7 protein-coding genes and 1 pseudogene are annotated in these 5,490 nt (G+C 67.1%); 3 read left to right on the forward strand and 5 right to left on the reverse strand.

Features of this window, described 5'->3' with window-relative positions:
* The 3 genes and pseudogenes from D477_RS22450 to D477_RS00020 form a co-directional block, all read left to right on the forward strand.
* Nucleotides 1–420, forward strand: a pseudogene (locus D477_RS22450) (hypothetical protein); the annotation flags it as partial.
* Between the two features lie 71 nt (nt 421–491).
* The gene (locus D477_RS00015) at nt 492–1,739 is read left to right on the forward strand and encodes an amidohydrolase (protein WP_005266059.1); all 1,248 of its coding nucleotides are present in this window, start codon (nt 492–494) and stop codon (nt 1,737–1,739) included.
* A 118-nt stretch (nt 1,740–1,857) separates the two neighbouring features.
* A complete protein-coding gene (locus D477_RS00020) occupies nt 1,858–2,625 on the forward strand; it encodes an SRPBCC family protein (protein ID WP_005266060.1) in 768 nt (255 codons plus the stop codon).
* A 50-nt stretch (nt 2,626–2,675) separates the two neighbouring features.
* Here the strand turns inward: D477_RS00020 and D477_RS00025 are convergent, their stop codons facing one another.
* The 5 genes from D477_RS00025 to D477_RS00045 all read right to left on the reverse strand — a co-directional run.
* A complete protein-coding gene (locus D477_RS00025; protein WP_005266061.1) occupies nt 2,676–3,092 on the reverse strand; it encodes a VOC family protein in 417 nt (138 codons plus the stop codon).
* A 33-nt stretch (nt 3,093–3,125) separates the two neighbouring features.
* Nucleotides 3,126–3,605 (reverse strand): SRPBCC family protein, encoded by a 480-nt coding sequence (locus tag D477_RS00030; RefSeq protein WP_005266062.1) that lies wholly within the window; start codon nt 3,603–3,605, stop codon nt 3,126–3,128.
* A gap of 58 nt (nt 3,606–3,663) precedes the next feature.
* On the reverse strand, nt 3,664–4,149 hold the full coding sequence (locus D477_RS00035) for an SRPBCC family protein (protein ID WP_005266063.1): 486 nt from the start codon (nt 4,147–4,149) through the stop codon (nt 3,664–3,666).
* Entirely contained in the window at nt 4,146–4,505 is a 360-nt protein-coding gene (locus tag D477_RS00040; protein ID WP_005266064.1) for an ArsR/SmtB family transcription factor, read from the reverse strand. The genes D477_RS00035 and D477_RS00040 overlap by 4 nt, the downstream gene beginning before the upstream one ends.
* 179 nt (nt 4,506–4,684) lie before the next feature.
* Nucleotides 4,685–5,490 (reverse strand): penicillin acylase family protein (locus D477_RS00045; RefSeq protein WP_005266066.1); only part of this gene is annotated, 806 nt, incomplete at its 5' end.

Consider the following 5,490-nt stretch of genomic DNA (forward strand, 5'->3'; position numbering starts at 1 on the left):
GCTGCCCTCGGCCTGGTGGCGCAGAACCGGATCGGCGCCAAGCCGGGCACCCGCCGGGGCGACTTCGCGGCGGTGGCAGCGATCTGCGGCGCCGCGGCCATCCACCTGCTGTCGCTGGCGGTGTTCGTCGGCATCCTGGGCACGTGGCTGATCAGCCTCATCCCGGCCGACGTGATCGACGTGGTCCGGCTCTACATCCTGCCCTCGGTGCTGGGAGCCGTGATCGTGCAGGCGATTTTGGCCATCAAGCAGCCTCGGATCACCGCAATCGCCATTGTGGTGACGCTGCTGGTCCAGTTCGTCCTGCTGCCGCTGGCCCCGGCTATCGCCTTCCTGACCACGGGCATCGTGGTCATCGCGACCATCGCCATCTCATGGGTGGCCCGCGACCGGAAGCAGCCGGCCGCCGTCGAAAACTAGGCTCGGCGCCGCCGTCGAAAATTCGACGCCAGGCGGCAGCAGATCGAAAGCATAGAACCACAGGAGAGACCATGACCGATACCTTCGCTGCCCTCGACACCGCCACCGGGCTGGCCCTGACCGACGGCCAGCGGGCCGGGCTGCACGAGCTCTACCGGCACCTGCACGCCCACCCGGAACTGTCCATGCAGGAGCACCACACGGCGGAGCTGATCGAGCGGCAACTGGACGGCCTCGGCATCGAGAATTTCCGCTGCGGCGGCACCGGCGTGGTCGGCGTGCTGCGTAACGGGGACGGCCCCGTGGTCGGCTTCCGTGCCGACACCGACGGGCTGCCCATCCAGGAAGACACCGGCCTGGACTATGCCAGCACCGCCACCGGGACGCTGCCGGACGGAACGGAGGTTCCGGTCATGCACGGCTGCGGCCACGACACCCACACGGCGGTGCTGCTGACCGTCGCGCGCATGTTCGCGGAGGCCCGCGAGGCCTGGGCCGGCACCTTGGTGCTGATCTTCCAGCCGGGCGAGGAGACCGCCGCCGGCGCCGCCGCGATGGTCGCCGACGGGCTGTGGGACCGCGCGCCGAAGCCGGAAATCATCTACGGCCAGCACGTCATGCCCGGCCGCGCCGGGACGGTTTCGCTGTCGGTCGGCAGCGCCATGGCGATGGCGGACTCGCTGAAGGTGACCGTGCATGGCCGCCAGTCGCACGGCTCGCAGCCGCAGGACTCCATCGACCCGGTGGTGCTCGGCGCCCACATGGTGGTGCGGCTGCAGACCATCGTCTCGCGCGAGCTGGACCCGCGGCAGGCCGCCGTCGTCACCGTGGGCACCTTCCACGGCGGGCTGAAGGAGAACATCATCCCCGCGTCGGCGGAGTTCACGCTGAACATCCGCACTTTCGACAACGGTGTGCGGGAGCGCGTGCTGGCCGCGGTGCGGCGCATCATTAGTGCCGAGGCGGCGGCGTCCGGGGCGCCGGAGCCGGAGATCGAGGAGCTCTACACCTTCCCCGCCTGCTACAACGAGCCCGCCGAGGCCGAGGCGCTCGCCGGGGCGTTTCGTGACGCGATCGGGCCGGATGCCGTTTCCGTGGTGCCGCCGCTGATGGGCAGCGAGGACTTCGGCCACCTGGCCTCGGCGATCGGTGTGCCGGCTGTGTACTGGATGTTCGGCGGCCACTCGGATGAGGTGATCGACGGCGACAGCCCGGTCCCGATGAACCATTCTCCGTTCTTCGCGCCGGTCATGGAGCCGACGCTGTCCACCGGGGTCAAGGCAGCGGTGGCGGCGCTGCAGGGGCGTCTCGGGCGCTAAGCCGGACACTTCCGGATTGCGGGGAACCTCTGGCCGGGCGGTTGGTGCGCCGGTATCGTAAGCAACCTGACTAATTGGAGAACCAATGTCAGCACCAACCCCGTTCGGAGGAGAAGCAATGAGTACCAAGGTCGAGAAGCGCATCCTCGTCAACGTCCCGGTCAGCACTGCCTACAACCAGTGGACGCAGTTTGAGGAGTTTCCCCACTTCATGGGAGGGGTCAAGAGCGTGACCCAGCTCAGCGACGACCGTCTGGAATGGGTTGCCGAGATCGCCGGGGTCAAGCGGCGCTGGGAAGCGAAGATTCTGGAACAGGTTCCGGACCGGAAGGTTGCCTGGGCTGCGACCGAGGGCGCCACGAACGCCGGCGCCGTCGAGTTCGAGGACGTGGGCGGCGGCCAGACCTCGATCCGGCTGTCCCTTGAATATGAACCCGAGGGCCTGGTCGAAAAGGTCGGCGACAAGCTCCATATCGTCGAGAAGCAGGCCGAGGGGGACCTGGAGCGGTTCAAGGAGTTCATCGAGTCCGAGGGTTACGCCACCGGCGCCTGGCGGGGCACCGTCAATGAAGGCGCCCAGGTCGGGACGCCGGGCACGGAGGATGCCGCAGCCTCGCGCGGCGATTCGGGCAAGGCGGGCATCTCGGGCAAGGCCGCTGCCGCCGGCGTGGCCGCCGCAGGTGCTGCGGCCGCCGGTGTGGCAGCAGCAGCCTCGGGCAAAAAGGATGATGAACAGCTGACCCCGGAGGACGCGATCGTCGTGGAGACGGAGACAACCGTCATCGAGGGCAACGATCCGAATCTCGGCACGACCCGGACCACCGGCACGACCGGCACCACGGGCACGGCCGGCACCACCGGCTTGACCGACGAGACCGGCCGGTAGGACCGAATATCCTCAAGGACCGGCCGGTCCGCCGAAGCCCGCGGCTCTCGTCAGCCGCGGGCTTCGTGCGGAATGAGCGGCTTGTCCGCACGGGCCTTGATCTGCTGGACCGCCCAGGTATTGCCGTCCGGGTCGCTGAAGCCGAAGAACGTGCCGCCGTCGCGCTCGTCGAAAACGGTAATCCCGCTGCAGTCAACGCCGCGGCCGAGCAGTTCTTCGCGGGCCGCGGCAGCGTCGGCCACCACCAGCTGCAGGCCGCGCAGCGAGCCGGGGGCCATGTCGTTCTGGCCCGGCAGGTTCCCGATGACGATGGAACAGCCGGAGCCGCGCGGGGTCAGCTGGGCGAAGTTCATCCCGCCGTTGACTGTGTGGTGGTCGAGAGCGAAGCCGGCCTGGTCGCGGTAGAACGCGATGGACCGGTCGATGTCCTCCACCGGCACTATTACTACTTCCAAGGTCCAGTCCATCGGGATTCCTTTCGGTCAGCGTCGCGCGGTCCGTTAGCGGTCGGCGGCCAGCAGTTCGTCGAGTCGATCGTAGCCTTCGGTCATGCCTTGCTCCATCCCGTCAGCCAGGTAGCGCTCCCGGGCATCGAGGGTCGGGTAGACGGAGCGCCCGGTGAGCCGGGAACGGCCGCCCGGCAGGTCCTCGAACCGGGTGTATTCGAGGGTGACCACCTCCGGCCACCCCTCGTACTCGAAGGTGTTGAGGATGAACTCGTTCTCGCGGACCGTGTGGACGCTGCCGCGGAAGGCATACTCCACATGGTCGTTTCCCTGCTGGATGAAGCGGAAGGATCCGCCGGCCCGGTAGTCGTGCTCCTCGATCCGCGTGGTCAGGCCGCGCGGCCCGATCCACTGCCGGTAAAGCTCCGGGTCAATGTGTGCACGGAAGACCGCCGAAGCCGGGACGTCGAACTCACGCTCGTACTCGGTGTACGGCAGGCCTTCGGGATTGGTGACTTTCAGTGCGTTGCTCATGGTGTGCTCCTGTCCAAGGTGCCGTCCGGCGCCGAGGCAAGGCGCCGGCGTCGTCATTTCAGGAAACCCGCTCCGACTCCAGCAGCTCGTCGAGGCGCTCGTAACCTTCGCTCATGCCCGACTCCATGCCGGACTCCGCCATGCCATCCCGGGCTTCGAGGGTCGGGTAGACGGAGTGGCCGACCAGCCGGCAGCGGCCTTCGCCCAAATCCTTGAAGGTCATGAATTCGAGGCTCACAACGTCGGGATAGCCGCCGAACTCGAAGGTCTGGATGATGCAGTCGTTCTCGCGCACGGTGTGGAAGATGCCGCTGAATGAGTAGGGGTCGCCGTCGGGACTGGTGTGGAGGTAGTGGTAGCTGCCGCCCGTGCGGAACTCATAGTTCTGCACCTCCATCTGCAGCCGCCGCGGGCCGAGCCATTGCTTGAGGAGCTCTGGATCCTTGTGCGCGCGGAAGACGTCGGCGACCGGGTAATCGAACTCGCGCTCGTAGTCGATGAACGGCAGTCCGGCCGGGAGGTCGAGTTTGAGGTCGTGGCTCATGATCTGTCCTTGGGCTGCGGGCCGCGTCCTGCGGCCTGGGCTTGGAGCACGGCGTCGAGGTTGCGGAACTGAGCCTCGCGGACCAGCCGGTACTGGTCGATCCACGCGGTGAGCGCCTCCAGCCGTGCGGGATTCAGGTGGACGGGCCGGCGCTGCGCCTCGCGGGTACGCGTGACGAGCTGCGCCTGCTCGAGGACCTGGATGTGCTTCGACACCGCCTGCTTCGTGATCTCGAAGGGTTCCGCCAGCTCGTTGACCGTGGCCGGACCCCGGCTCAGCCGGGCGATGATGCGGCGGCGGACCGTATCGGCCAGGGCCATGAAGGCCTGGTCCAGGAGGCCGTCGTCGCTTGCCATGTAGTCAACCTTCTTGTTTATCAACCTTGCGGTTGACAACGAAGATACTCCGCTGCCGGGACCCGGTCAAGAGGTACGACGCCGATTTCCGTCTGGCCGACTACGAGCAGGAAACGCCCGGGGGGCGCCACCGTGAAAGGTGGCCGCCCCCGGCGTCGTACGCGCAAAAAGGGATGGAGCTAGGGGAGTTCCTGCACGCTCTCCAGATTGGCGTCGAGCTGGTCCGGATAGAGGTTCTCGGTCTTGCACTCGAAGTCCGCGTACATCTGCAGCTGGTCGGCATAGTGCGGGGACTTGGTGCCGTCCGGCGCGATGAACCCGCTTTGGCCGGGCGGCGCGACGGTGCACATCTGCGCTCCCTCGTCCGAGAGCGCGACCAGGTCGTTCTGCGTGCCGCGGTTCATGTAGTGCGGTCCGGTGAGCGCTTCATCCGGGTCCGCTTGGGGAACGCCGATGAAGTTCTTGTGGTCGAAGGAGTGGTACGACGTCGGTGCTTGCCACTGTGAGCGATCCCCGCCGTGCTTGGCTTCAAGCGTTTCGAGTGCCTCCGCGTAGGTGTCGAGCAGGAGTTGTTCCTTGTCCGCTCCGTTGAAGAAGTCGATGCTCTGTTCGACACCGGCGTCGGGTCCCAGCAGTGCGTTGTAGACCAGCTTGGTGCCGTTGGCCGGCCGTGCCAGACCGGTGCCCGCTGCGTAATTGGCGAAGACTCCTGCCGGCAGGTCGTCCTTGAGGACCTCCTCGAAAAGGATCGGCAACCAGGCGTCCATGATGGCCGGCTGCGGGCCGTCGAGGCTGCCGTCGCCGTCGCGGTCCCGGCGCTGGCCGTTCCACTCGGTGAGCAGTCGGACGTCCTTCGCGGCGGGATGCTTGGCCGGCAGCGTCTTGGCAGCTTCTTCCAGGAACGGCCGCAGGTAGCGGATGTTCAGGTCAGCGAACGAGGTCTCTTCGTTGATGGCCCAGACCTCGTCGCGGGAGAGCTTCTGCT

Origin of the sequence: Arthrobacter crystallopoietes BAB-32, assembly GCF_000328305.2 — a bacterium.
In the GTDB taxonomy this organism is placed as follows: Bacteria; Actinomycetota; Actinomycetes; order Actinomycetales; family Micrococcaceae; genus Crystallibacter; species Crystallibacter crystallopoietes_A.

Excerpts from the sequence above, each read along its gene's own strand:
- D477_RS00015 (WP_005266059.1), top strand. The coding sequence starts at position 492 with ATGACCGATACCTTCGCTGCCCTCGACACCGCCACCGGGCTGGCCCTG.
- D477_RS00020 (WP_005266060.1), top strand. The coding sequence starts at position 1,858 with ATGAGTACCAAGGTCGAGAAGCGCATCCTCGTCAACGTCCCGGTCAGC.
- D477_RS00025 (WP_005266061.1), bottom strand. The coding sequence starts at position 3,092 with ATGGACTGGACCTTGGAAGTAGTAATAGTGCCGGTGGAGGACATCGAC.
- D477_RS00030 (WP_005266062.1), bottom strand. The coding sequence starts at position 3,605 with ATGAGCAACGCACTGAAAGTCACCAATCCCGAAGGCCTGCCGTACACC.
- D477_RS00035 (WP_005266063.1), bottom strand. The coding sequence starts at position 4,149 with ATGAGCCACGACCTCAAACTCGACCTCCCGGCCGGACTGCCGTTCATC.
- D477_RS00040 (WP_005266064.1), bottom strand. The coding sequence starts at position 4,505 with ATGGCAAGCGACGACGGCCTCCTGGACCAGGCCTTCATGGCCCTGGCC.